General features: G+C 71.4%; 22 protein-coding genes. 11 read left to right on the forward strand and 11 right to left on the reverse strand.

Annotated features, from left to right (window positions below; genetic code table 11):
• Nucleotides 1–30: 30 nt before the first annotated feature.
• Nucleotides 31–1029 carry a D-isomer specific 2-hydroxyacid dehydrogenase family protein gene (locus ACTOQ1_RS07760; protein WP_440065488.1) on the reverse strand — a complete coding sequence of 333 codons (999 nt, stop codon included), beginning with the start codon at nucleotides 1027–1029 and terminating at the stop codon, nucleotides 31–33.
• A gap of 354 nt (nucleotides 1030–1383) precedes the next feature.
• On the opposite strand from ACTOQ1_RS07760, the gene ACTOQ1_RS07765 reads away from it, so the two are divergent.
• Nucleotides 1384–2874: a protein kinase domain-containing protein gene (locus tag ACTOQ1_RS07765; RefSeq protein WP_440065489.1), complete on the forward strand. Its 1491-nt coding sequence runs from the start codon at nucleotides 1384–1386 to the stop codon at nucleotides 2872–2874.
• Nucleotides 2875–3122: 248 nt separating this feature from the next.
• On the opposite strand, the gene ACTOQ1_RS07770 is transcribed toward ACTOQ1_RS07765, so the two are convergent.
• The 4 genes from ACTOQ1_RS07770 to ACTOQ1_RS07785 are packed head-to-tail and all read right to left on the reverse strand — an operon-like array spanning nucleotide 3123 to nucleotide 6821.
• Nucleotides 3123–4346, reverse strand: a complete 1224-nt coding sequence (locus ACTOQ1_RS07770) for an ABC transporter permease (RefSeq protein WP_440065490.1) — start codon at nucleotides 4344–4346, stop codon at nucleotides 3123–3125.
• Nucleotides 4343–5110: an ABC transporter ATP-binding protein gene (locus tag ACTOQ1_RS07775; protein ID WP_440065491.1), complete on the reverse strand. Its 768-nt coding sequence runs from the start codon at nucleotides 5108–5110 to the stop codon at nucleotides 4343–4345. The genes ACTOQ1_RS07770 and ACTOQ1_RS07775 overlap by 4 nt, the downstream gene beginning before the upstream one ends.
• Nucleotides 5107–6309: an efflux RND transporter periplasmic adaptor subunit gene (locus tag ACTOQ1_RS07780; RefSeq protein ID WP_440065492.1), complete on the reverse strand. Its 1203-nt coding sequence runs from the start codon at nucleotides 6307–6309 to the stop codon at nucleotides 5107–5109. Before ACTOQ1_RS07780 ends, ACTOQ1_RS07775 begins: the two co-directional genes overlap by 4 nt.
• The gene (locus ACTOQ1_RS07785) at nucleotides 6309–6821 is read right to left on the reverse strand and encodes a hypothetical protein (RefSeq protein WP_440065493.1); all 513 of its coding nucleotides are present in this window, start codon (nucleotides 6819–6821) and stop codon (nucleotides 6309–6311) included. Before ACTOQ1_RS07785 ends, ACTOQ1_RS07780 begins: the two co-directional genes overlap by 1 nt.
• A gap of 161 nt (nucleotides 6822–6982) precedes the next feature.
• Here ACTOQ1_RS07785 and ACTOQ1_RS07790 point away from each other — a divergent pair, with 161 nt between their 5' ends.
• The gene (locus ACTOQ1_RS07790) at nucleotides 6983–7639 is read left to right on the forward strand and encodes a response regulator transcription factor (protein ID WP_440065979.1); all 657 of its coding nucleotides are present in this window, start codon (nucleotides 6983–6985) and stop codon (nucleotides 7637–7639) included.
• Nucleotides 7636–8859 carry a sensor histidine kinase gene (locus tag ACTOQ1_RS07795; protein ID WP_440065494.1) on the forward strand — a complete coding sequence of 408 codons (1224 nt, stop codon included), beginning with the start codon at nucleotides 7636–7638 and terminating at the stop codon, nucleotides 8857–8859. Before ACTOQ1_RS07790 ends, ACTOQ1_RS07795 begins: the two co-directional genes overlap by 4 nt.
• Before the next feature lie 22 nt (nucleotides 8860–8881).
• Here ACTOQ1_RS07795 and ACTOQ1_RS07800 read toward each other — a convergent pair whose 3' ends face one another.
• Nucleotides 8882–11017 carry a hypothetical protein gene (locus tag ACTOQ1_RS07800; RefSeq protein WP_440065495.1) on the reverse strand — a complete coding sequence of 712 codons (2136 nt, stop codon included), beginning with the start codon at nucleotides 11015–11017 and terminating at the stop codon, nucleotides 8882–8884.
• A gap of 925 nt (nucleotides 11018–11942) precedes the next feature.
• Between ACTOQ1_RS07800 and ACTOQ1_RS07805 the strand changes: the two genes are divergently transcribed.
• The 5 genes from ACTOQ1_RS07805 to ACTOQ1_RS07825 all read left to right on the forward strand — a co-directional run bounded on the left by ACTOQ1_RS07805 (nucleotide 11943) and on the right by ACTOQ1_RS07825 (nucleotide 15513).
• A complete protein-coding gene (locus ACTOQ1_RS07805) occupies nucleotides 11943–12566 on the forward strand; it encodes a hypothetical protein (protein WP_440065497.1) in 624 nt (207 codons plus the stop codon).
• A 79-nt stretch (nucleotides 12567–12645) separates the two neighbouring features.
• Nucleotides 12646–13203, forward strand: coding sequence for an SdpA family antimicrobial peptide system protein (locus ACTOQ1_RS07810; protein WP_440065498.1), 558 nt, complete (start codon nucleotides 12646–12648; stop codon nucleotides 13201–13203).
• Complete coding sequence (locus tag ACTOQ1_RS07815; RefSeq protein ID WP_440065499.1) at nucleotides 13197–14285, forward strand: sporulation-delaying protein SdpB family protein; 1089 nt, start codon at nucleotides 13197–13199, stop codon at nucleotides 14283–14285. Before ACTOQ1_RS07810 ends, ACTOQ1_RS07815 begins: the two co-directional genes overlap by 7 nt.
• Nucleotides 14282–14743 (forward strand): thiol-disulfide oxidoreductase DCC family protein, encoded by a 462-nt coding sequence (locus tag ACTOQ1_RS07820; RefSeq protein WP_440065500.1) that lies wholly within the window; start codon nucleotides 14282–14284, stop codon nucleotides 14741–14743. The genes ACTOQ1_RS07815 and ACTOQ1_RS07820 overlap by 4 nt, the downstream gene beginning before the upstream one ends.
• Nucleotides 14744–14871: 128 nt before the next feature.
• Nucleotides 14872–15513: a hypothetical protein gene (locus ACTOQ1_RS07825; protein WP_440065501.1), complete on the forward strand. Its 642-nt coding sequence runs from the start codon at nucleotides 14872–14874 to the stop codon at nucleotides 15511–15513.
• On the opposite strand, the gene ACTOQ1_RS07830 is transcribed toward ACTOQ1_RS07825, so the two are convergent.
• The 4 genes from ACTOQ1_RS07830 to ACTOQ1_RS07845 form a co-directional block, all read right to left on the reverse strand.
• Complete coding sequence (locus tag ACTOQ1_RS07830; protein WP_440065502.1) at nucleotides 15503–18832, reverse strand: BTAD domain-containing putative transcriptional regulator; 3330 nt, start codon at nucleotides 18830–18832, stop codon at nucleotides 15503–15505. The genes ACTOQ1_RS07825 and ACTOQ1_RS07830 overlap by 11 nt on opposite strands.
• A 255-nt stretch (nucleotides 18833–19087) precedes the next feature.
• Nucleotides 19088–21250, reverse strand: coding sequence for an N-6 DNA methylase (locus ACTOQ1_RS07835; protein ID WP_440065503.1), 2163 nt, complete (start codon nucleotides 21248–21250; stop codon nucleotides 19088–19090).
• A 324-nt stretch (nucleotides 21251–21574) separates the two neighbouring features.
• Nucleotides 21575–21904, reverse strand: a complete 330-nt coding sequence (locus tag ACTOQ1_RS07840; protein ID WP_440065505.1) for a type II toxin-antitoxin system Phd/YefM family antitoxin — start codon at nucleotides 21902–21904, stop codon at nucleotides 21575–21577.
• A gap of 56 nt (nucleotides 21905–21960) precedes the next feature.
• Nucleotides 21961–22275, reverse strand: a complete 315-nt coding sequence (locus ACTOQ1_RS07845) for a hypothetical protein (RefSeq protein ID WP_440065507.1) — start codon at nucleotides 22273–22275, stop codon at nucleotides 21961–21963.
• Between the two features lie 240 nt (nucleotides 22276–22515).
• On the opposite strand from ACTOQ1_RS07845, the gene ACTOQ1_RS07850 reads away from it, so the two are divergent.
• Together ACTOQ1_RS07850 and ACTOQ1_RS07855 are read left to right on the forward strand one after the other, a co-directional pair.
• Nucleotides 22516–23346 carry a helix-turn-helix domain-containing protein gene (locus ACTOQ1_RS07850; RefSeq protein WP_440065509.1) on the forward strand — a complete coding sequence of 277 codons (831 nt, stop codon included), beginning with the start codon at nucleotides 22516–22518 and terminating at the stop codon, nucleotides 23344–23346.
• Between the two features lie 21 nt (nucleotides 23347–23367).
• Nucleotides 23368–23679 carry a DUF397 domain-containing protein gene (locus tag ACTOQ1_RS07855; RefSeq protein ID WP_440065510.1) on the forward strand — a complete coding sequence of 104 codons (312 nt, stop codon included), beginning with the start codon at nucleotides 23368–23370 and terminating at the stop codon, nucleotides 23677–23679.
• A gap of 45 nt (nucleotides 23680–23724) precedes the next feature.
• Here the strand turns inward: ACTOQ1_RS07855 and ACTOQ1_RS07860 are convergent, their stop codons facing one another.
• The gene (locus tag ACTOQ1_RS07860; protein WP_440065512.1) at nucleotides 23725–24015 is read right to left on the reverse strand and encodes a hypothetical protein; all 291 of its coding nucleotides are present in this window, start codon (nucleotides 24013–24015) and stop codon (nucleotides 23725–23727) included.
• Between the two features lie 85 nt (nucleotides 24016–24100).
• Here ACTOQ1_RS07860 and ACTOQ1_RS07865 point away from each other — a divergent pair, with 85 nt between their 5' ends.
• The gene (locus ACTOQ1_RS07865) at nucleotides 24101–24544 is read left to right on the forward strand and encodes a hypothetical protein (protein WP_440065513.1); all 444 of its coding nucleotides are present in this window, start codon (nucleotides 24101–24103) and stop codon (nucleotides 24542–24544) included.
• Nucleotide 24545 lies beyond the last annotated feature (1 nt).

Below are 24545 nucleotides of genomic sequence, written 5' to 3' on the forward strand. Positions count from 1 at the left end.
ACGGAGAAAGGGAGGAGATGTGGGCGGCGGTCAGTAGCCCGTGGCGGGGTCGATCACTCCCTCCAGCGGGCGGCCCGCGCGCAGGTTGCCCACGTTGCGCTCGACCCGCTCGCAGAGCATCCGCGCGACGTACTCGGCGGAGTCGGCGGAGTGCGAGGTGATGAGCACCCGGGGGTCGGCCCACAGGGGGTGCCCGTCGGGGAGCGGCTCGGGATCCGTCACGTCCAGGCCGGCGGCGGAGATCGTTCCCGCGCCGAGGGCCTCGACGAGCGCGCCGGTGTCGATGTGCGCGCCGCGGGCGACGTTGACGACGACGGCGTGCGGCGGCAGCAGCGCCAGCTGGGCGGCGCCGACGACGTGCCTCGTCTCCGGCGTCAGGGCGAGAGCCAGCACCAGGACGTCGGTCTCGGGAAGCACGGCGGGCAGGGCCGAGGGCGGCAGCGTCTCCGGCGTCTCCGGCGTCTCCGGTGTCTCGTCGGTGCCCTCGGCCTTCTCGGGGTGACGACGGATCACCCGGATCCGGCACCCGAACGGCCGCAGGAGGCGGACGAGCTCGGTGGCTATGCCGCCGCCGCCGAGGATCGTCACCCGCCGGCCGTGCAGCGACCGGGGTTCCACCGGACACCAGCCGGGCGTCCGCGCCTGGCGGGAGAGGCCGCGCAGGCAGGCCAGCGTCAGCATCAGCGCGTGCTCGGCGACCTGCCCGGCGAACGACCCCTTGGCGCAGCTGAAGACCACGGGGCGCTCGAACACCCCTGATGACACGAACCTCTCCACGCCCGCCCAGGGGAACTGCACCCACCCGATCCGGGGGTGGGCGTCCAGCGTCGCCACGAGCAGTTCCGGCTCGCCGGGAACGAGCCACACCAGGCCGTCGGCGTCGGCGAGCGGGACGTTGGCACCGCCGCCGCGGGACACGGCCTCCTCGATCCCGAGCCGTAGCCGGTCGAGATCGACATCGGCGGGGCCGGGCCGTCCGCGGGACGTCCTCGCCTCCGCGGAGGGTGCTATCGCGATGCGGGCTTCCATGAACGACATTCTGTCGTAGATCACCCGCGGCGTATCGCCGGTCCGAGGGCGATCCCGCCTCGCCGGTCACTTCCCGAAGGCGCGCAAGTAACACGGGAATTGACCGGTACCACGTGAGCGCGTGAAAAGCCGGGTCGCGAACGCGTGACGCATTCGACGACCTCGCCCGGCGCGAACCGATCCGATCGCGGGGCGGTGACCTGGAGAAACCTTCGCCCACGACGACGGGACTCCGGGAGCGCTACATTTTCCTGGGGAAGACGGGGCGTTTCTGGAGGGCGGATCGTTTTGGGCAGAGGAACGATCATCGGTGGCCGTTACGAGTTGGATCCCACGTCGCGTCGCTCCGGCGGAATGGGAGAGGTCTGGTTCGGCTACGACAAACGCCTGGATCGGCAGATCGCCATCAAATTCATCAAAGCCGATAGGTTTCCCGATGGTCGCCGGGACGAGGAACTGGCCAGGCGTTTCGTACGCGAGTCGCGGATCACCGCCCGGCTGGAACACCCCGGAGTGCCGACCATCTACGACTGCGGGCCGCACGGTGACGACCTCTACATGGTCATGCAACTCGTCAGGGGGTGTTCCGTCGCGACGCTGCTCGACGAGACGGAGGTGCCCGTGGCCTGGGCCGCGGCGATCGCCGCCCAGGTGTGCTCGGTCCTGGCCGTGGCCCACGCCAACTCGCTGGTCCACCGCGACCTCAAACCGGGCAACCTGATGCTCTGCCCCGACGGCACGGTCAAGGTCCTCGACTTCGGCATCGCCGCCGCGCTCGCCCCCACGGACACGACGAACCTCACGAGGACGGGCGAGGTGCTCGGCACCCCGGCCTACATGGCGCCGGAGCAGGCCATGGCCGGGACCGCGGGACCGCGGAGCGACCTCTACTCCCTCGGCGTGATCCTGGACGAGATGCTCGCCGGGAACAACCAGTTCGCCGCGCCCACCCCGCTGGCCTCGATGCGCAACCACACCGACGCCGCCCCCCGGCCGCTGCGCGCGAGACGGCAGGACGTCCCCGAGGGGCTGGAACGGCTCGTCCTGCGGCTGCTCGCGAAGACGCCCGAGGAGCGGCCGGCGAGCGCGGACGTCGTCTACGAGCGGCTGCTCGACTTCTGCCGCGAGCTGCCGCCCTTCACCGGCTACGTCGACCTGGACGCGTCCCACCCGGTGCGCATGTACGCCACCGTCCTCGGACGGATCTCCTCCACGCGGGCCGACGACCGGCGGCCCGCCCATCCGGTACGGCCGGCGCGGATCAGGCGCGCCACGGGACTGGTGCAGATCGAGCGGGCCGACATCGAGCGTGCTCGCAAGGAGGCCGACCTTCTCAAGGCGGAAGCCCGTTTCGGCCAGGCGGCGGACCTCCTGGCCGAGGTGGTCGGGCCCGCCGCGGGCTCCTTCGGCTCGACGAGCTCCGCCGTGGTCGACCTGCGGATCGAGCTCGCCGAGGCCCTCTTCCTCGGCGGCGACTACCGCCGGGCGGCGCCCGAGTTCCAGCGGCTCGCCGCCGACGTCGCCAGGGTGGAGGGGCCGGGCAACAACCTCGCCCTGCGGTGCCGGTTGATGGAGGCGGGGTGCCACGCGGCGATCGGGGAGACGAACCTCGCCCTGACCCAGCTCCGGCGGCTGCTGGCCGACGAGAGGCGGTTCGGCGCGGGAGAGGAACGGATCCTGGAGATCCGGCGCCAGATCGGGATGGTGGAACTCGACGCGGGCAACAAGGGGCGGGCCAAACGGCTGCTCGGCGAGTTGCTGCCGGACCTCGAACGCAGGTACGGCCCGTACCACCACAACGCCGGAAAGGTCCGCGCGATCCTCCAGGGGCTCACCGACCGCTGACCCGGGCGTCTCCGGGAACGGCGGCGGTCACCGGCCGCCGGGCCACCGCATCCTGTCCGCCGGGGTCGGGGGCGCCGCCGCTCAGGGGAGGGCCGGAGACCTTCCCGTTCACGTACGGTTCGGTGGCGGCTCCCGGCAGGCCGGGCGCGGATCGCCCGGAGCGCTGCTCCGCCGGGGGACACGGTCGGTCATGGGTGATCTCCTCGCGAGTGACGAAGGGGAGAACGAGACGGGCGGGTGTCCGCGTTCTACGGTGTGGCGAGTGCCTCCGTCGGGGAGAGGCGGGAGGCGCGGACGGCCGGGTAGAGACCGGCGAGGGCGCCGATGGCCAGGGTCGTCGCGAGGCCGCCGATCGTCGCCCAGGTGGGGATCACGGCCGGCCAGCCCTGGTAGAGCGCGTAACCGATGGTGACGCAGATGCCGAGGAAGACCCCGCCCGCCCCGCCCAGGACCGAGAGCAGCAGCGACTCCACGAGGAACTGCGTGCGGACCTGCCCGCGCGTCGCGCCGAGCGAGCGGCGCAAGCCGATCTCCGAGCGCCGTTCCAGCACCGAGATGACCATGGTGTTGGCCACCCCGACGCCGCCGACGAGCAGCGCGACCGCGCCGACCCCGAGGAGGAGCCCGGTGAACGCCTGGCTGGTGGCCTGCTTGGCGGCGAGGGCGTCGGACGGGCGCGAGACCTCGACCTCGTTCGGCGCCCGCGGGTTCGCCGTACCGGCCAGGACCGAGCGGACGGACTCCAGCCTCGACTCGTCGGAGCGGGTGTAGAGGATCGTGGGGTGCCCGTCGAAGTCCAGCGTCGCCTCCGCGGCCGGCCAGCCGATCAGCGCCGCGCTGTCCAGCTCGGTGGCGAGCGGCACCGGGTCGAGGATTCCGACGACGGTGAACCGCACGCCGCCCACGACCACCTGGGTGTCCGGCGCCGCCGCGCCCACCCCGAGGCGCTCCGCCGCCCCCGATCCGAGCACCACGGCCGGGTAACGCTCGGTGGCCTCGTTGAGCCAGGTGCCGCTGCGCACCGTCGCGCCCACCGTGGACAGGAGGTCGATACGGGCGGCGTAGGTGGTGAGCCCCCCGGTCTGGGCCTCGGGAATCTCCTCGGACCGGTAGACCTTGGCGTCGCCGACGCGCCCGGCCGCGGAGGCCGATTCCACGGGGCCGATCCGCTCGATCATCGCCTCGGCGTCCACCGGCATCTTGGCCGCCTCGCCCAGGAGCGTCTGGCCGGACGAGACGGTGAGCAGGTTCGTGCCCAGTGCCGAGAGCGTACGGTCGAGCTCGGCCCCCGACGAGGACGAGATGCCGACCACGCCGATCATCGCGGCGATGCCGATGGCGATCCCGAGCGCGGACAGGAACGCCCGCATCGGGCGGGTGCGCAGGCCGGACGCGCCGACCCGCATCACGTCGCGTGGCCGCATCCTGGCGGGAACCGGCTTCGGCGAACCCGCCTGATCGATCACGGTCATCCCGCCACCCCGGATTCGGCGTGCCGCGGCGATTCGGCCGCGGAGCCTGAGCCGATCGCGGAGCCTGAGCCGATCGCGGAGTCGGAGCCGATCGCGGAGTCGGAGACGATCCGGCCGTCGCGCATCCGCACCTGCCGGGGCAGGCTCGCGGCGATCTCCCGATCGTGCGTGATGATCACGACGGTGGTGTTCGAGGTGTTCAGCTCGCGCAGCAGTTCCATCACCCCGGCCCCGGAGACGGAGTCCAGGGCGCCGGTCGGTTCGTCGGCGAGGAGGAGCGGGGGGTTCCCGGCCACGGCTCGGGCGATGGCGACGCGCTGCCGCTCACCACCGGACAGCTCGTGCGGCTCGTGGTCGAGGCGGTGGCCGAGCCCGACCCGTTCCAGCGCGGTCGAGGCCCGGCGCCGCCGTTCGGACAGGCTGAGGCCGGTGTAGAGGAGGCCGTCGGCCACGTTGTCCAGCGCCGGGACTTTGGCGGCGAGGTGGAAGTGCTGGAAGACGAAGCCGATCCGGGTCGCCCGCAACGCCGAGAGCCGGCTGTCCGACAGCTTCGAGACGTCGTACCCGTCGATGCGCACGGTTCCGGAGGAGGGGCGGTCGAGCGTGCCGACGACGTTGAGCATCGTCGACTTGCCCGAGCCGGAGGGGCCGACGATGGCGACGAGCTCGCCGCGTCCGATCTCCATGGAGACCGCGGCCAGCGCGGTGACCCCGCCGGGGTAGACCCTGGTCACGTCCGACAGAGAGACCATCGGGGGCGTCATCTCGGCATCCCCACGGTCGCGCCCTCGACGAGGCCGTCTCCGGAGATCTCGACCCGGCCGCCGGCGAACAGTCCTGTCTTCACGCTGAGGTAGCGGGACTTGGCGCCCTCGACGACCTCGACGCCGAATCCGCCCTCCCTCAGCGCCACGAGCGCGGAGACCGGTACGGTCAGCACGTCCTCGCGCCTGGACGCCGTGAAGGTCACGTCCACCGCGGCCTGGTCGAGGCCGGTCGCCGCCTTCCGGCGGCTGAGGGAGACGAGCGCCTCAAGCCTCGTCTCCGGGTCCGCGTCCGGGCCCTCCCCGGGTTCGATGATCGTGGCGACCTCGGTGACCTTGCCCGCCACGCTCTTGCCGTCGGGCATGGTGACCGACACCTTGGCGCCCTTCTTCGCCATCCGCTGGTCTTCCGTCCGTAGCCGGACGGTGACCACCTTGGTGGTGCCGGTGTAGGTCAGCACCTTCTGGCCGGGGGCGATGGGCTGGCCGGTCTCGGCCTCCAGGCTGTCCACGCGGACCTTGCCGCCGGCGAAGACGACCCGGCCGAGCTCGACGACGCCGGTCTCCTCCAGGCCCCGGTCGTCCTGCCACCGCGCGACCGCCGAGGCCGTGGCGCCGGTGTACTCGCCGTCCACGGTGAAGCCGCTGTAGCCCAGCTCGCGGAGGTTGCGCTCCAGGCGCCTGACGTCCGGCCCCTCGGTGCCGATTCGCATGTCGCGATAGGCCGGCGTCGTGCCGTACATCAGCACCACCGGCTTGTCGTCCACCTTGTAGAGCGGCTTGCCGCGGGTGACCCGGGCGCCGCTGTCGGGGAGCCAGGTGACCGTGCCGGGCTGCCGGCTCACCGCGGTGGCGGCCGGGCCGTAGCCGAGCTCGCCGTCGGCGTCCCGCGTGTCGGCGAGCGTCTGCCGCTTCACCAGGGTGGTGGCCGGAGGCAGGAGGACCGAGGTCCTGTCCGTTCCGCTGCCGCCCGGGCCGACCATGCCGCTCGTGGCCGCGGCGGCCGTTCCGAGGACGGCGACCGCGACGACCAGTCCGGCGACCTTCTTGCCACGGCCGAAACCACGGCGTCGCCGCGAGCGGGGAGAGGACGCGTCCATGTCCGTTCCGTCGTCGAGGGTGGTCGTGCCCATCAGGAGTCTCCCTGACCTCTGCGGCTCCGGCGGCTCGTCCAGGGGGCTGCGGGTGGCCGTGCCCATCAGGAGCCTCCCTGACCCGCTTCGGGCAGGAACTCCTTCGCGCACTTCTCCTGCGCGACCTGGAAGTCCGGATCCTCGCCGACGGCACCGGTCACGCGCAGGCCGCCGCCCTCGGGGTCCGGGAAGTCCTCCACACCGTTGTCCCGCATGCACTGCGCGAACTCGCGCATCGACTCGGCCCTCCGCGGGTCCACCCCGTTCGGCCCGGAACCGCCCATCGGGGAGAACTCCTTGCAGGCCGCCGTGGCCTTGTCCACCGTCTCCTTGCCGACGCTCTTGTCGATCCGGATGGTGACGCCCTTGCCGGGTTCGGGGTCCGCCATGTCGACACCGTTCTCGCGCATGCACTGCGCGAACTTGATCCCCCGCTCGTGCTGGTCCAGGCTCGGCGTGGCGGTGCTCACGGCGGGCTTGTCGCCACCGCCGCCCGCGGACGCCACGTCCGCGCCTTCGCCGGCCGTACCGCACCCTGCCAGGACCAGGGCGAGCGCCAGCGCGCCAAGAACTCTCATAACAGCTCCTCTTCCGCCGGCCGGTTCTCCACCGGCCGTTCGAGAGGTGATGCAACAGGGGAGCGCGTTTCGGTCGCGTTTCCACCGGCGCTAACGGCGAGCAAACACCGCGTACGTCACCATCGCCTCGTCCGTACATGACGAGGGGGCGCGAGAACGCGATGCGAGTGCTGGTGGTGGAGGACGAGCGGATGCTGGCCGGCGCGATAGCCGAGTGGCTGCGCGGCGAGACGCACGCGGTCGACACCGCGCACGACGGCGAGGCGGCGCTGGAACGCATCGCGGTCAACGACTACGACGTGGTCGTTCTCGACCGCGACCTGCCCCTCGTGCACGGCGACGACGTCTGCAGGGAACTGGTCGCATCGGAGTCGACCGCGCGGGTGCTGATGCTCACCGCCGCCGCGGAGATCGGTGACCGGGTGGCCGGGCTGTCCCTCGGGGCCGACGACTACCTGGCCAAGCCGTTCGCCTTCGCCGAACTCGCCGCCCGTGTCCAGGCGCTGGGACGGCGCTCACGGCCGGCCGTGCCGCCGGTGCTGCGGAGGGCCGGGATCACCCTCGACCCCGCGCGTCGGGAGGTGTTCAGGAACGGACGATACGTGCCGCTGTCGAAGAAGGAGTTCGCCGTCCTGACCGAACTGCTGCGCGCCGACGGGGCGCTCGTCTCCGCCGAGCGACTGCTGGAGAAGGCGTGGGACGAGCACGCCGACCCCTTCACCGGCGCGGTGCGCCTCACCATACTCAAACTCCGGCGCAAGCTCGGGGAGCCGCCGGTCATCGAGACGATGCCGGGTGAGGGGTACCGGATCGCATGATCATCGACAGGTTGCCCCGCCTCACGCTGAGGACCCGGCTCACCCTCGTGTACGGCGCCCTGTTCCTCGCCGCGGGCCTGACCCTGCTCGGCGTCACCTACCTGCTGTTCAACCAGCAACTGACCCAGTCCTTCGCCGACAGGTACGGGGGATCCAGGGGCGGGCAGAAGGAGATGGTCCTCATCAACGCGAACGGCCACGTGTTCACGGGCCCTGCGGCGATCCAGTGGCTGCAGCGGCAGGAGGAGGAACTGCGCACCGCCGCGGTCACCTCGCTGCTCACCCAGGGAGCGGTCGCGCTGACCGTGGTCGGTGCCGCCGCGGGGGGCCTCGGGTGGGTGGTCGCGGGCCGGGTGCTCGCCCCGCTGCGCCGGGTGACCGACACGGCGCGGCGGATCGCGGTCACCACGGTCGCCGACCACGGTCTGCGCGCGCGAATCGCCCTGCGAGGGCCGGAGGACGAGGTGAAGGAGCTCGCCGACGCCTTCGACACCATGGTCGAGCGGCTCGACCACTCCTTCGACGGTCAGCGCAGGTTCGTCGCCAACGCCTCGCACGAACTCCGCACACCGCTGACGCTCAACCGGGCGCTGGTCGAGCTGGCCATGCATCGCAGGGCGGCGTCGTCCGACGTCAGGCAGCTCGGCGAGAGCCTCCTGGAGATCAACGCCCGGCACGAGCAGCTCATCTCGGGACTGCTGCTGCTGGCCCGCGCCGAGCACGAGATCGCCGACCGGTCACCGGTGGACATGGCCGACGTGGTGTCCCACGTGGTCGCGCAGACCGCCGGGCAGGCGGAGCACGCGAAGATCACTGTGCACGAGGCGGCGGGCCCCGCGCCCACCGGCGGGGACGCGCTCCTGCTCGAACGCCTGGTGCACAACCTGGTCGAGAACGGGATCCGGCACAACACCGGCGACGGTACCGGCTGGGTGCGGGTCGTCAGCCGTACCGCGCCTGACGGACGCGTCGAGGTGGAGGTCAGCAATACCGGGCCCGCCGTACCGCCCTACGACATCCCGGAACTCTTCAAACCCTTCCGCCGCCTGGGTGCCGACCGCCTGGTCACGGCGAAGAGCGCGGGACTGGGCCTGTCCATCGTCCGCTCCGTGGCCCGGGCCCACGGCGGCGACGTCACGGCCCGCCCGCGCGAAGGCGGCGGCCTGGTCGTGACGGCCGTCCTCCCCCGCGCCCACGGCCCCGGCGTTGTTCCGGCTTGACGCGACAGGTGCCCGTCACCGATCAGTTCGTACGGGTGTTGGGGAGGTGCTCGCCCAGATAGCCGATCCAGATCTTGCCGGTGGCGCCGCCGGAGTCGTCGTGGAAGTACATCCGGGGCGCGGGATAGCCGACGGGCCGGAGCTTGACGTGGGACTCCATCAGGACCTGCCCGCCCGGGTTCACCTCGGGCGGGACGGCGAAGGTCCGGCGGTCGCTGAACTTGGCGCGGGTGACCACGCTCTTCGACTCGCGCATGGACAGCATCCCGGTGGGGATGGTGAGGCGGCCGGAGGAGCCGTGGGAGCACCACTCGTAGAAGCCGCCGGAGAACTCCCCGCCGGACCGCGCCCTCGCGAAGTCCTCCAGGGCGCGCAGGGAGTCCCACGCCTTCGCCGCCCACGTACGCGACTGGGCCGGGTGGTCCAGGTCGAGCCGGGCGGCGGCGCCGTCGGTGTCGCCGACGACGATGTGGCGCAGGCTCTCGCGGGCCTCGATCAGGACCGCGACCAGGCTGGCGGGTTCGAAGACGGGGGTCTCCTCGGGCACGCCGTACACCGGCTGGCCCGCCGCGGCGAGCCTGCCCTCCAGCCAGCGGACCCGCTCGGTGAGCTTCCTGGCGCTCGTGACGGCCTCGGCGTACTCCTCGGTGAGCAGCCGGTACTCCTCGCGAAGGCTCCCGGTGTCGGCGGCCGGAGGGTCGCCTCCCCCGTTCGCGAGGGGGGTCTCGCCGCGTCGTTCCGCGACGATGTCACGCAGGCCGGAAAGGTGCGCGCGGAGCGTGTGGAGCTCGCGGAGAACCCCGGCGAGGTCGCCGGCGGAGGCCTGTGACGACGTGGCGAGCCCGAGTGCCGTGTCCAGGTCACCGCGCAGTTCCTTGACCACCATGTCCGCCACCACCTGGGCGATCTCCTCCACCCCGGAGAGCGGGGCGCCGCCCCCGGAGAGGGCCTGCCCGTTCCTTACGTTCTCTCCGGTCTCCTCGTTCTTCCCGGTCTCCTTCTTCTCCGTGTTCTCCGTGATGACGGCGTTCTCCGTGATGACGGCGGCCTTCTCCGAGGGCGGCGGCCCCTGCCTCCCGGCGGAGACCGCGCCGGTTCCGCCGGTTCCGCCGGTTCCGCCGGTTTCGCCGGCCGGGGCGGGCGCCGGGCGCCGGGTCATGGCCATCATCCGCCGTCGTAGCTCCTCGCGGGCGGAGTCGGTCTTCGCGGGCGGGCGCGCGGCCTCGGCGATCTCGCCCAGGTCGGCGCGTCCGGCGAGCACCCGGTAGACGACGTGGAGCGTCCGCTGCACGTCCGCGGGAAACTCGCGATGGACGGTGTCGCCGACCGCTCCGACGGCGATCCGGTCCAGGGCGGCGTCACCCTGGTCCCGGATCATGGCGGCGCCCATGGGAGGGTGCCTGCGGGGGTGGCGTTCCTCGGCGGGGTCGAAGGGGGCGAGGTAGGTGCGGATCCCGCCGCCGAACACGCCCAGCTCCTTGCCCATCGCCTTGTTGAACCGGTTCTGGGCGCGCAGGTCGGCCAGCCGTACCACCAGGCCCGCGCCGGTGACCGCACCGGCCAGATAATCGGCACGGGCCCGCACCGCCTCCGGGTTCTGGGGGTCCACGGAGAGAACGAGGATCGGCATCCTCCGGCGGGGTTCGGTCATCACGGGGACGAACCGCTCCATGCCCTCCTCGTCGAGGACCACCGGGCCGTCCTCCACCTGGATGCCGCCGTCGCTGATGCGCGCGGTGCGCAGGTACGCCGGGAGGAAACCGGGCACGCTCACCACGGCCGGTTCGCGCCGCTCCCGCCGCTCCGGTTCGCGCCTTCCGCGCCGGTACGGTTCGCGCCGCTGACGTTCCGGTTCGCGTCCCTCGTGCCGGTCCACGGTGACGATGACCCACCCGGTCATGCCCGGCACCGATTCCGTGTAGGTCACCCGGGTCCGCAGGTGCCCCTCCCCGTGCGGCTCGTCCAGCGTGTAACGGCCGCAGTCACCGCGCCGTTCCATCGTGAGCCGTGCCCGGCCGGCCTCGGCCTCGACCATCGCCCGCGCCGCGCCCGGCGGCGGGAACCCCTTCCGCTCGACCCACTCCGAGAAGGTGCGGCGCAGCCGGATCGAGATGGGGGCGGCCGGGTCGCGCAGCACCGCCTGATATAACCGCGTCACGTTCGACGCCATAGTCACGACACCTCATATGTCATCAACCTGGGGGATGTACGGCTCACGTCCGATAAATGGACGTCAGTCATACGGGGTTGGATGTCAGCCGGGCTCCGCCGGTTCCAGCGGCCGGACTTTGTGTACCATAAATGGCGTTTAGTGCTGAATTAAGCTTGTATAAGACATAAATCGGGTTCAGTGGCCGGGGTGCTGTCGCGATCGGCCGACTTTGTCGCACCCCAGTGTGACGACGTGCCGGCCTGGTGTCGCGGTCTTTCCTCGAGATCGCCGCGCGGCCGCCGTCCAGGGCGGCCGGCCTCTCCAGGCGACGCGAACCCGTCCGGCTGTTTCCGCGGGGCGGGCGATTGACGGCGTACCGGGGCGCGTGGTCCGGCCGGATGAAGGTCGCCCGCCCGAGGTGCCCCAATCGGGGTAGCCGACTATTGGTGGAAATTCCTTAATATGATGTTTTGTGCTTCATGTTCGTTATTTAACTGGCTAGAGGATCGCTTGTTCGACGGGCCGCCGTCCGACCCGTGACATACGCGGGAACTCGACCCGTGACATGCGCGGGAAACCGCCTCCCGCGGGCGGAGAGCGCCGGGTCTCCACGCCGATACGTACACGCCCTCGGGGCCGACCGCGGCCGTCGGGCTCGCCGGGGCGCGGAACACCCGGCCGGGTGCCGCCGGCCACCGCGGTCGCCCGCGGGCGAAGCCCTTCCTGTCGGCCGTACCGTCCGGGACGGCCCTGTGGGCTGGGCTCCAAGCCGTTCACTGGTGAGGGGCGGCGCCGTTCCAAGCACACGTCAAATCGCCCGTGACACTCTCCGCCGGAGCGGCGAAAGGTCCGCGGGGACGGTGGCCGGAATCCATCCCACGGGCTCACGCCCGGATTTCGCGCACCGCCTCACGTTCGTGGAGGGAGTTCGATGCGGGTATCGAAGATGGTTCTGGCGGTCGCGGTCGCCGGGGTGGTGGCCGGTGCGGTGGCGGTGCCGGTTCACGCGGCCGGTGCGGTGGGTGTCGCCGTGTCCGGGGCGGGGGTTTCGGCGCATGACGGGGAGAGCGTCTACCGGGGGTTGATCCTGGGGATCGGGCCGGTGGCCGAGAGGTTCCCGGAGATCGTGCGTCCGGACGGTGGGGTGACGGCCAGGCAGGAGGAGTTCGCCTCGGCGGTGGTGGCGGCGGTCTCGAGGAAGGACCCGGCGTTCCTGGCCTCGTTCGGCCGGGAGATGACCAGCGGTGACCGGGTCCGGATCGACCGGGCCTTCACGGCGGCGCAGGACATCACCCGCGACGTGCTGGCCGAACGGTTCGGCTTCAAGGCCGACTCCTCGGCCGTCGACCAGGCGGCCGGCCTGGCGTTCTTCGTGTACATGGTCTATCTCGGCAACGTCTACGAGATCGTCAACGTGTACAAGGTCGCCAACGCGGTCCGCGAGTCCAATGTCTACGAGATCGAGAACTGGACCGAGTCCCTGGTGAGCAAGGACCTGGCCCGGCTCGATCGCGAGCGTTTCGTGGACCTCGTCGCCGAGCGGCTCGCCGCCTGATCTCCGGCTCCCGGGCACGGTTCCGCGCCGGACCCCGGCGCGGAACCGGATCCGGCCCTACGAATCCACGGAGATTCCGTTGACCGAAAACGCCATGGCGAGGCGCCTCGGATGGGCGCTCGCCGGCATCGTCGCCTTCTGGGGATCAGTGATCTTCTACGTGGTGCACACCCAGCTGCCGAGCAACGCCCTGTCGCTTCCGGGGCAGGAGCAACTGAGGCTGACCATCACCACTCTTACCCCGCAAGGATGGGCGTTCTTCACCAAATCGCCGCGCGAACCGCAGATCGGCGTATGGCAGGCCGCGGGCACGGGTGGCTGGCGGGACGCGCGGCTCGGCCCGCACTCCGAACCGCGCAACGTGCTGGGCTTCAACCGGCGGTCCCGGGCACAGGGCCTGGAGCTGGGCATCATGCAGACCTCGGTCCCCGCCGGCGGGTGGGCGCCGTGTGACGGCGGCGACGTCGCCTCGTGCCTCGAACGCGTCCCCAGCTCCGTGACGATCCGCAACATCGCGCCCAACCCCATCCACTGCGGCTCGATCGGCCTGGTCCAGCGCGAGCCGCTGCCGTGGGCGTGGGCCGGGAGCGGCACGGCCATGCCCGCCAAGGTCGCCCGATTGGAGGTCACATGCTGACCAGAGCCGGTCTGGCCGTCGCGCGCCTCGCGCGGGTGTCGCCCTGGACGAACGTGTACGGCCTGGCCCGTACCCTGATGGCGCTCGGCACGCTGGGAACGATCCTGTTCAGTCACAGCACCTCTCTCTTCCGCCCCGCGCAGGGAATGCCGGACTTCCCCAACTGCTCGGGCATCGCCCGGCTCAGCATCTACTGCGTGGTCCCCGGCGACCAGCTGGAGATCGCCCGGTTCCTCTCGATCGGCCTGTTGCTGCTCGTGGTCATCGGCTGGCGCCCGCGGTTCACCGCCCTGGGGCACTGGTGGGTCACGGTCAGCCTGATGGCCTCGGCCACCATCCCCGACGGGGGAGACCAGATCAGTGCGGTCATCACCCTGCTGCTGCTTCCCGTCGCGCTGCTGGACGGGCGCAGGTGGCACTGGGGCCCGCCCTCCGACGTGAGTGACCGCCCGGTCCGGTCGTTCTTCGCCTGGACGACCTTCTTCGTGATCCGCCTGCAGGTCGCGGGACTCTACTTCCAGGCGTCGGTGGCCAAACTGAGCCACGCGGAATGGGCCGACGGCACGGGACTGTGGTATTGGCTCAGCGACCCGTTCTTCGGCATGCCGGGCTGGACCAAGCCCTGGCTCACCCCGATCCTGGTCAACCCGATCGGTGTCACCGTGATGACGTGGGGGCCGCTCGCCATCGAGCTCGCGCTCGCGTTCGGGATGGTCGCTCGCCGGCCGGTCAGGCCGTACCTGCTGGCCGCGGGGGTCGCCTTCCACATCTCGATCGGCCTGCTCATGGGCCTCGGAAGTTTCATGTTCGCGATGATCGCCTGCCTGGTGCTCCATCTGCGCCCGGTCGACGTCCCGGTCCGGCTGCCCCGCCGCTCGCGGGTCTCCGCCCGGCTCGACCGCGTACGGGCGATGTGGCCGGCCCTCGCCCGCCGTGCGGGCGCGACCGCGCCGGCCGCTTCCGGAATCACGGGCGCGACGGCCGTTGCCCCCGTCCCCGCTCCCGTTCCCCCCGTTCCCGTCCCCGGCGCCGTTCCCGCTCCGGCGCACGCCGGTCCGGCGGCTTCCGAGGAGCGCCCGTGACGCCCGCCGGAACGCCCGCCCGCTTCCTGGTCTACGACGGCGACTGCGGATTCTGCGCGAACGCGCTGCGCGCCCTGCGCCGCGTCCTCCCGGACTGGCCGGAGACCTTCGCCTGGCAGACCCTCGACCTCGCGCACCACGGGCTCTCACCGGAACAGGTGGCCGGGGCCGCGTGGTGGATCGAGCGGGGCAGGGCTCCGGCCGGTGGCGCGCGGGCCTTCGCCGCGTTGCTCGGCTGGCAGCGTTCCCGCGGGTGGCGCGTGCTCGGGAGGCTCCTGTCGGTCCCCCCGGTGTCCTGGGCGGCCGAACTGGTCTACGCGGTGGTGGCCCGGACGCGGCACCGCCTGCCCGGCGGCACTCCCCTGTGCTCGGTACGCGGGGACACCCCGCGACGGCGGGCCGGCCCGGCGGCGAGGCCGGCGCCGGGAGACGGCTCGCGCCGCCAAGGACGGCCATGACCGGGCCGGACGCCTCCGGCAGGGGGCGGGCGGGTCTCGACGGCGGCGCGGAGCGCGTTCGCCGCCGGAGGCCGGTCCGGTCGCATGACCGGGTTTCATTCATCGTTCACGTTCGTGGAGGGAGTTCGATGCGGGTATCGAAGATGGTTCTGGCGGTCGCGGTCGCCGGGGTGGTGGCCGGTGCGGTGGCGGTGCCGGTTCACGCGGCCGGTGCGGTGGGTGTCGCCGTGTCCGGGGCGGGGGTTTCGGCGCATGACGGGGAGAGCGTCTACCGGGGGTTGATCCTGGGGATCGGGCCGGTGGCCGAGAGGTTCCCGGAGATCGTGCGTCCGGACGGTGGGGTGACGGCCAGGCAGGAGGAGTTCGCCTCGGCGGTGGTGGCGGCGGTCTCGAGGAAGGACCCGGCGTTCCTGGCCTCGTTCGGCCGGGAGATGACCAGCGGTGACCGGGTCCGGATCGACCGGGCCCTCACGAGGGGGCAGGACATCACCCGCGACGTGCTGGCCGAACGGTTCGGCTTCAAGGCCGACCCCTCGGCCGCCGATCGGGCGAACGGCCTGGTGACCTACCAGTACGCGCCGACGGCGGGCTACGTCTACGAGATCGTCGCCGTCTACCAGATCGTCAACGTGTACAAGGTCCTCAACATGGTCCGGGAGCTCGACGACCCCGCCGGGCGGGAAGGCGGCGCGCTCGTGCTGGACCAGGACATGGCCGGGCTGCGGCGCGAGCGCTTCGTGAACCTCGTCGCCGAGCGGCTCATCGCCTGAGCGGCGTCCCCCGGCCGCCGGGCGGCGCCCGGTGGACGTGGACCCACCCCGGCCTCCCGCCGTTCCCGCGGGACAGCGCCGCCGTCGCCCGCTCCCGCCAGGCGGTGAGGCCGTTCCGGTCCGCATGCCCGGCCAGGCTCGCGAGATGCTCGGCGGCGGTCTCGTGCTCGCCCAGCGCGAAGGCGAGCCTGGCCAGGAACCAGTCCACCGGGCCCGCCAGGGCGATGGCCGAGCCCACCGCGACGCTCCCGCCGTGCGGCAGCAGCGCCGCGTAGCTCGCCCGGCAGGCCGGCAGGTCGCCGACGGCGGCCTGGGCCTCGCTCTGCAGGCAGGTCATGGTCAGCCAGGACCAGTCGCCCGGCGGTCTGGGCCAGCCGTTCCTCACCGTTCTCGCGGCCTCCACGACACGTCCCTGTGCGCACAGCCGCAGGATCCGGGTGTCGTGGTCCATGGTGGCGTGGATGCCGGTGATCGAGTCGATCAGCGGTCCGGCGTCGGCCAGGGAACCGCGCCGGTAGTGCAGCAGGATGCGCCCGGTGGCCACCACCGCGCCCGCGTACCACATGCCGAGCCGTCCGGCCTGCCGCTCCGCCTCGCGGTACAGCGCCTCGGCCTCGTCGAAGCACTCGGCCAGGACCAGCCGGTTGGCGCGCCACATGGTGTGCTGGAATCGCGGCCAGGGCAGCGGCAGCCGCTCCAGCATGGCGTCGCAGCGGAGGGCGGCCTCGTCCGCGCCGGCCACGTCGAACAGCTGCAGCCTGTGGTGGGTGAGCAGGAGCCACCCGAGCAGCTCGTACTCCGGCATCCGGGTCCGCGACGCCAGATCGACCAACTCGGTGGCGATCTCCACCAGCTCGTGGGGGTGGGCCGCCTGGGGCAGCGAGAGCTGGCGGGCGTTGAGCGTCCGCATCAGCAGGTGCGGGTCCCCCAGCCTGCGGGCCATCTCGACGGCCTCGGCGGAGAAGGAGTCGCAGCGCGGGTCGTCGCTCCCGTCGTAGAGCTCCTGCGCGAGCCCGCCGAGCAGCAGCGCCCGCTCGGAACCGTCCCCCTCGGGCAGCGACCGCAGGGCCATCTCGAAGCGGTGCACCAACCGCAGCTCCACCTCCTCGTACGGGTTGCGCAGCGTCCAGGCCGACGGGGCGTCCAACGCGGTGAGCGCCCGTGCGATCAGCGCGGGACCGCCCCGGCCGGTGGCGCGGTCGGCGGCGCGGACGGCCCGTGCCCGCGCCTCGCGGGCGCCGAGCGGGTCCCCGGCCTTCAGCAGCGCCTGGACCTGCCGCAACAGGAGGTCGACGTGGTCGAGCGGGTCACCGGCGGAGGAGCCGTGCGCCTCCACCGCCCGGCCCCACCACACGGCCGCCTCCTCGTACGCCAGCCGGAGGGACGCCTGTTCGGCCACGGCGCGGGCCCACCCGGTCGCCTCGCCGTAGGCCGCGGGACCGGCCTCGATCGCGTGATGGGCGATGACGGCCACGTCCACGGCGGGGCGGGCGGCCAGGGCGGTCATCAGCTCCCGGTGGATCCTCGCCCTGCGCAGCGGGGGAATGTCGTCCAGGAGGGTCTCCCTGACCAGGTCGTGCGCGAAGGCCATGCGCCGGGCGCGCGGGAGCAGCAGCCCGGCGTGCACGGCCCGATCCAGCGGGTCGTACACCTCCTCCCGGCACGCCTGGGCGACGACGTCGGGGTCGAAGTCCCGGCCGAGCACCGCCGCCGTCCCGAGCACGTCGCCGACCCGCGGGCCGAGCGCGGCCACCCGCCGCCGGATCAGGTCGGCGACCGCGCCGGGTACCGCGTCCAGGGTGCCCCCCTGGGCGAGCGTCCGCACGGTCTCCCGGACGAAGAAGGGATTGCCGCCGGTACGTTCGGTCAACGCGCGGGCGGTGTCCTCGTCGACCTCGACGCCGATCTCCGCGGCGATGGCCCGTACGGTGTCGGAGCCGAGGCCCGCCAGGCGCAGGCGAAGCAGGTCGTGGCGGGCGAGCCGACCCAGCACGCCGTCGAGGGGAAGGAGGTCCGCGCCCTCGCGGAACGCGGTCACCACCGTGACGGAGGCCCCCTTCTCCGCGTCGCCGATGAGCGCGACCACGTCGCCGAGCATGCCGAGCGAGGCCGCGTCGGCCCACTGCAGGTCGTCCAGCACGATCACCGTGGGCCGGGTCCGCGCGGTGGCCGTCACCCAGTCGGCGACGGCCTGGTGGCGGCGGAGCCGGGCCGCCTCGGTCGAGCCCGCGGGCGTCTCGTCGTCCATCAGCCCGGCCAGGGCCCGGGAGTCCGGCGGGGGGCAGACGCGGGCGAGCGCCCGCAGGATCTGCAGCCACGGCCAGAGCGGCGGGGCGCCCTCGGTCTCGGGGCAGCGGCCCCACAGCACCAGGTGGCCGGACCCGGCGCAACGGTCCCGGAAGGCTTCGAGCAGCCAGGTCTTGCCGATGCCGGGTTCACCGCTCACCGCGGCGATCGCCAGGCCGCCGTACGCCGGCAGGCTCTCCAGGTCGGCGAGCTGCCGGTCCCGGCCGTGCGGGACGGGGCGCGCGGGGGAGACCGCGACGGGGGCGGGCGCCGAGGGGGCGGAGGGGAGCAGGAGCCGGTCGTCCTGCCGCAGGATGTCCTCCTCCAGCGCCCGCAGGCCGGGGCCCGGATCCAGGCCGAGCCGGTCGGCGAACAGGTCCCTGGCCCGGCGCAGCGCGCCCAGCGCGTCGGCCTGCCGCCCGGTGCGGTACAGGGCCAGGGCCAGCAGGTGCCAGAGCCGCTCGCGCAACGGGTTCGCGTCCGCCTCGGCCTCCAGGCCGGTGATGACGGCCTGCGGGCGGCCCAGATCCATGTGCGCCTGGGCGTGCCGCTCTGTCGCGACCAGGCGCAGCTCGCGGAGGCGGTTGACCTCCGGGGCCGCCCACAGCTCACCGTGGAACTCGCCGTACGGCAGCCCGCGCCAGAGCCGCAGCGCCTCCTCCAGGCGGTCGAGCGTCTCACCGGCGGGACGTGACTCCGTCCCGGAGACCAGCTCGGTGAACCGGACCGCGTCGACGTCGGCCGTGGCGAGCAGATAGCCGGGCGGCCGTCCGACGAGCAGCCGCGGCGGGGTGCGCGGCGGGCGTTCCGGCTCGACGACCCGGCGCAGGTTGGACACGTACGCCTGGATGGTGGCCACCACGCTCGGCGGTGGGGAGTCGCCGTACAGATCGTCGATCAGGGTGTCGACGGAGACGAGCGCGCCGCCCGCGACGAGCAGCCGCGCCAGCACCGCGCGCTGACGTGGACCGCCCACCCCCAGGCGGACCTCGTCGTGGTGAACCTCCAGCGGGCCGAGAACCCGAAAATCCATGCCTACCACCTACGGGTCGGCACAGCAGGTGCGGACCACTGTGACAGGGACGAACTCGGTACATCGAACATCGTTCACGTTCGGTCGCGCAAGCCGGACCCGATACCCGTTATGAATCTTGGAATGTCGGCGGGACGTGGAGCGTCGCCCATGCCCGGCCGGCGACGTCGCGAACTGCCAGGTGGTCGCCCACGCCCGCTCCCGGGTGTCGTCCGGCGGAGGCCGTGCCTGGTCCGGGGTGTCGTCCGGCGGAGATCACGCCCGGTTTCCCGGAAGCCTCCCGGCGGCGATGCCGTCGGTCAGCCCGTCGACCAGCTCCCCGCCGATCGTCCCCGCCTCCCGCAGCGATCGCTCGAAGGCGGTGAGCCGCCGGAAGGCCTCGCCGTGGCGGCGCTGCTCGTCGAGGGGCAGCCGCAGCACCTGCAGCCTGCGGACGTCGATGCGGGAAGAAGCCGAGGCGTGGGTTCCCGCCTGCCTCGCGTTGGCCGGGGCGCGCAGGCAACCGGCCAGGAACCACGGGTCGAGCAGCGTGGGGTCCACCCGCAGGGCGAACAGCTGCGAGCCCAGCACCGTGGGGGCGCCGGTGTCGACCCAGGCGCCGAACGCCCGGTAGGCGCCGACGACCACCACCTCCTCCGGGACGGTCACGGTGAGGGTGCCCGCCGTCTCTCCCGCGGAGGCCTCACGCGCGGGCAGCCAGCCGGACGGCCTGCCCCCGGCCAGCACGTCGGCGACGGTCAGCATGGGTACGGCGTCATCGGGGGCGTCGCCGGTGCGCACCGCGCCGTCCGCCGGTTGCTGCCCGGCCCGCATCGTCACCGCGCCCGCCCGGAGCAGGTCGCCCACGGTCACCGTGCCCTGGCCCACCGGCTCCTCGTCGCCCAGTTCGAGCGCGGACAGGGTCGCGGTCAGATTCCGCAACTCCTGGAGCAGGGTGCCGAACCGGTTCCACGAGCGCCGCAGGCCCAGGTTCGCGGAGGTCCCCCTCTTCGGGACGTGCCGTGCCGGGGTGAGGTCCACCTCGTCGTCCAGGAGGTCGATCACCGGGACCACGGCGTGATCGGCCGACCGGTTCCCGTCCTCGTCTCCCACCTGGACCGCCTGGATCACCTGGACGGCCGACACCACGCGCCTGCGCAGGAGGGGCCAGTCGATCGCGGCCCTGCCCGTCCGCTGCGTCTTTCCCGACGGCTCCGGCTGGACGTCGGCCGCGTCGACCAGAAGCACCCCGGCCCCCGCGTCCGTTCCGCCTCCGGACGGTGCCCGCAGGACCCACAGATGCAGCGCGACGCTGTGCGGGGGCGCGGACCCCGGCGGCAGGGCGACCACCGCGCGCAGCACGCCGCTGCGGAGCAGCCCGGCCCGGACCCGGCGCCCCGCCCTGCGGGAGGCGACACCGGGCGGCAGCAGCAGCACGGCCGTCCCGCCGGGCGCCAGACGGCTCAGCGCGTGCTGCGTCCAGGCGAGCTCCGGCTCGGTGCGGGGAGGCAGGCCGTACGTCCAGCGGGCGTCGGTGGCGAGTTCCTCGTATCCCCAGTCGCGCTCGTTGAACGGCGGGTTGCACAGCACCACGTCGGCGCGGACGTCGGGATGGGGATCGGCGCGCAGCGTGTTGCCGGCCCGGACATCCACCTTCCAGTCGGTCTCCCGCTCCGGCGAATGGCCGGCGAGCACGATCCGTACGGCGGCCAGCGCCGCCTGGGTCGGGTCGACGTCCTGGCCGAGCAGTTCCAGCGGGACACCCGAGGGGGGCGCGTCCACCGTGCCGGCCCACTGCCGGGCGGCGGCGAGCAGGAGACCGCCGGTGCCGCACGCGGGGTCGAGCACGGTGCCGACGTCACCGGCCTCGCCGTCGCGCACCAGCTCGGCGACCTCGGCCATCAGCGCCGCCAGCGGGCGCGGCGTGACGCCGATCTGCCGGACGTGCGTGTCCAGCCAGCGGCCGAGCAGGAAGTCGAAGGTCTCCCTGGTCCCGTGTTTCCTCGCCAGCCCGACCGCGCGCTCCACCAGGGACCGCTGGGCGTCGGAGAGGCCGGTGTCGTACGGAAGTCCCTCGGTGGCATCGGTGTCCGGCGGGTCACCCGCGTGTGTCGTGTCCGTCGCGTGCCCCGCCCCCTCCCTGGCGAGCCGGGCACCGGCCGCGGCGATCGCCCTCCCCATCGTGTCGCGATCCCCGAGCGCCTCGAACTCCGGCCACAGCCGTTCCCGGCTGCCGACCTCGTCGAGCTTCCCCTGCCGTCTCAGCCACTCCTCCACCTGCGACAGCGCGAACTGCGGGCTGGTGTCCGTACCGCCGACCGGTGCGGGGAAGCTGTCGTGCCGGCGGCGCCAGTTGCTGACGGCCGCGCGCCCGACACCGGCGATCCTGGCTATCTCCGCCAGGGTGACGGAGACGGACGGGTCGGCGGAAGGAGGCATTGTGTCCTCCGGGTAGGGGACGGGACGGTGGTGACCTCGCCGGAAGGTGCGATGACGGCGTGTGCCCAGGCGGGCAGGCGCCGTGACTTCCCGTGGAGATCTCCTGGCAGCCTATCCGTTGACTCAGTTCACTCGGGAGCCGACCCGGCCGAGGAAACCTGGCCGAGGGCGACGGCGAGGTTCTCTCCGGCCCACCCGGCGCCGTTCCTCCAGATCGTCGTGGACTTCAGGCCTCAGGCGAGCATCGAAGACTCGTTCACGGGGAGACGCGCGTCGAAGAGTAGTTGAACGACTACTCTTCGACGCCGATGTTGCTGCATTCTGTTACGCGGCAGAATTGTGCCCGTTCGGTGCTGAAGGTGATGGTTCTTCGATGTCGATCCCCAGGGAGTCGGCGACCTCTTCCAGGGTCAGGTCGAGGCTCGTGGCCGAGGTGGCCAGTCGTTCCCGAATCAACGGGGCCGGCTGGATCTCGTCGATGAGGTCGGCGAGTTGCTCGTAGAGTTCGAAGCTGATGAGGACGGCCTCGGGCTTGTAGTGGCGGCCGATGACGACGGGCTCGGCCTGGAGGCCCTGCTCGCCGATGCGGGCGACGGTCTCGCTGAGCTGGGCGCGGGCGGAGGAGATGGGCTCGACGCGCACGAATTTCGTCATGGCGTGAGGGTGGCATCACGGAGCGCGACTTGTGCAACTCCCTGTACAAGTCGCGCCTATCGCACGAGTCCGTGGAGCAGGGCGACCCACATGGCGTCGGCTTCCCCGGCGGGCCGGCGGTCGCTCTCGTCGATCGACGGATTGTTTCGTGCGCGGGTGGTGCGGCGGATGAATCTCAGTCCGCCCGCCTGGCGCAGCTCGTAGAAGACCGTGTCGCAGTCGCAGGTCCATCGCACGACCCGGGCCTGTCCATCCCCTCTCGGGGGATGCCAGGTCGGCTCCTCGCGGTGGGATCGCGCGGGAAGCGCGTGGGGGCTGGTACAGCGGGGTGGGTGGTCCCAGTGGATCACGGTCTCACCCTCGAAGATCACGAATTCTCATCCCCTCGCCCGCCCTTCATGATTCCCGCTGCTCTCCGGTATTTGCCGAATATCCCTATGTGTACCGAGAGTGGTCGGAAACGCACGTAGAGCATGCAACGATGAGGCTGTATGCGCCAGCAGAAATGCAAACTTGCCATCAGAAAAGCTCCGAAACTCTGTGTAGAGGAGCCGCCACTGTGGGCTCCAACCCAAGGGAGGTCGACTATGCGGCAAACAGGGAGCCCTGCAGTGCGCAGGCGTCGCCTGGCCTCAGAGCTTTGCCACCTGTGTGAACGCGCTCAGCTGACGCTGGAGGAAGTCAGTCAGCAGCTCGGGTGGTCCACTTCGAAGATCTCGCGGATCGAGACCTCTCGTGTTGGTGTCGTTCCCAAGGACGTAGGTCTTCTCCTCGACCTCTACAAGGTCGGCAACTCCAGACAGGAGGAACTGCTTAAACTCGCACGTGACGCCCGAAAGAAGGGCTGGTGGCATGCCTATGACGATCTTTCTAACGAGTACACCGCCTATATTGGCCTTGAGGCCGAAGCCGCCTCGATATGTAGCTTTGCCTCTGCTGTCCTTCCGGGTCTTCTCCAGACAGAGGACTACGTTCGTGCCGTTGTCCGCGCTGGGCTGGTCCTCGCGCCTCCCAGTGAAGTTGAGCACCGCATCGAAATACGTATGGCTCGGCAGGGGCTGCTCTCGCAGGCAGAGCCCCTACGCCTCTGGACGGTGCTGGACGAAGCTGTCATCCGCCGCGTTATTGGTGGGCCGGTTGTGATGCGCTCCCAGCTCAACCGGCTCCTTGATCTGGCTGAACAGTCCAACGTCACCATCCAGGTCCTGCCTTTCACGGCTGGAGCTCATCCAGGCACAGGGGGCGCGTTTGAAATCCTCCAGTTTCCCGAGCCCGCCGACCCAGACGTGGTGTTCCTAGAGAATCTGACAGACAGCCTCTATGTAGAACGCGATGCGGATGTATACCGTTATACGGTGGCGTTTGACCACCTTCGGGCCAAGGCGCTGGACCCAGACGATTCCCGGGGTTTCATCGCAGAGACGGCGGCTCAGTTCGGCTAACCCTTGCGAAAGGGATGTGGAATGTCGGAGATAGATCTATCTCGTGTTGTGTGGCAGAAGAGCTCCCGCAGCGGAGCCGGACAAAACTGCGTCGAGGTCGGTGTCTGGCGCAAGAACTCGCTGAGCGGTAACGGCTCCAATTGCGTTGAAGTCGCCCTCGCCGATACCTCGCAGGCCGAGCCCGGCCCGGATGCCGACCTGCTCGTCCTCGTCCGCGACTCCAAGGACCCCGAGGGTCCCATGCTGGCTTTCGCCTCGGCCGAATGGGACGCCTTCCTCGACAGGATCAAGAGCGATGGCTTCGGCGACCTGGACGCGCGTCACGAGGCATGATGTGAGTCCGTAGCGTCGGCTCCCGCTAGATTTTGGCCTGATGTGTCACTGTCGTGCAGCGGAAGGTGGAACCTTCGCCGGGGCTGACCGGATCTCCTCTTCGAGCGCGTCGACGAGCGCCCTGGCCGCCTGGCGCAGTCGGGTGCGGCGGGCGGTGAGATCTTCGGTGAACGTCCGGGCCTTCGGCCCGACCCACACCGGCTGGCCGGTGAATTGGCCGTGGGCCGGGTCGAGCGCGGCCTCAAGGATGGCGACTCGCGCCCTGAGCTCCACCAATGTCTGTTCCAGCACCTGACGCCGCGGGTTGGGCACCAGATCTTCCGGGCCAGGATTCATATATCCCTCTTCGGATGCGGGTACAGGGGGCGATCCATTGGACATTATTGGATCTACGGCACCTCGGCCAGCCCCGGAGGAATTCATGACACGTTTTGTATGGCGCGGCTTTCTGATCGGCACGGCTGTGGTGCTGACGGTGTCCGGATGTGGTGACAGCGGCCCCACAGCGGCCGAAGCGGGGGAGACTCTTAAATCGCATATCACCGAGCTGATGAAGGAGCGTCATGCTTCGGATGTCCGAATCACCGATTCCGGTGGGCGCGATATTCCCTGTGGGGAGGATAAGGCCAAGCGTACTTTTGCAGCTATAGGCAAGGATCCGGGAACACAGCGTGCAGGGGACAGCCTCAATGATCTTTTGCTGGGTGCGCTCTCTCGCGTCGCTTTCTATCGGATTGCCGAAGACCGTGGCAACGCTCCCATCCGGCTCGCCAATGATGAATACAAGACGGTGATCATTTTGGAGTCCCCGGGTAACGGTCAGTATGGGGTTCGAGGTGAGACCGAGTGCCTGCCGATCTCATGAG

The organism is Streptosporangium sp. OZ121 (assembly GCF_051918885.1).
GTDB lineage: Bacteria > Actinomycetota > Actinomycetes > Streptosporangiales > Streptosporangiaceae > Streptosporangium.